Genomic DNA, 564 nt, shown 5'->3' with positions numbered 1-564 from the left:
CCGTTGCACCGGTTGCAAAACTTGCGAACTGGCCTGCAAAGACTTCAAAAATTTAACGCCGGACGTCAGTTTCCGCCGTATTTACGAATACGCCGGCGGTGACTGGCAGGAAGATAACGGTGTCTGGCACCAGAACGTTTTCGCCTACTACCTCTCCATTGCGTGTAACCACTGTGAAGACCCGGCCTGTACCAAGGTGTGTCCGAGCGGCGCGATGCACAAACGTGAAGATGGTTTTGTGGTCGTGGATGAAGACGTGTGCATTGGCTGCCGCTATTGCCACATGGCCTGCCCGTATGGCGCACCGCAATACAATGCCGCCAAAGGACACATGACCAAGTGCGATGGCTGTCATGAGCGCGTTGCTGAGGGTAAGAAACCCATCTGTGTCGAATCCTGTCCGCTGCGTGCGCTGGACTTCGGCCCGATAGAGGAACTGCGTAAAAAACACGGCACCCTGGCCGCGGTTGCGCCGCTCCCTGGCGCGCACTTTACCAAACCGAGCATCGTCATCAAACCAAATGCCAATAGCCGCCCGACCGGGGATACCACGGGTTATCTGGC

At 56.7% G+C, this 564-nt stretch carries 1 protein-coding gene; it reads left to right on the top strand.

The window, feature by feature from the left end:
- The coding region (locus FDX19_RS12175) for a DMSO/selenate family reductase complex B subunit (protein WP_137382905.1) at positions 1 to 564 on the top strand (564 nt) is incomplete at both ends.

The sequence above is a fragment of the Citrobacter sp. wls619 genome (genome assembly GCF_005281345.1).
In the GTDB taxonomy this organism is placed as follows: domain Bacteria; phylum Pseudomonadota; class Gammaproteobacteria; order Enterobacterales; family Enterobacteriaceae; genus Citrobacter.
The sequence above is the reverse complement of the archived record's forward strand: the minus strand, read 5'-3'. Positions and strand labels throughout refer to the sequence as shown.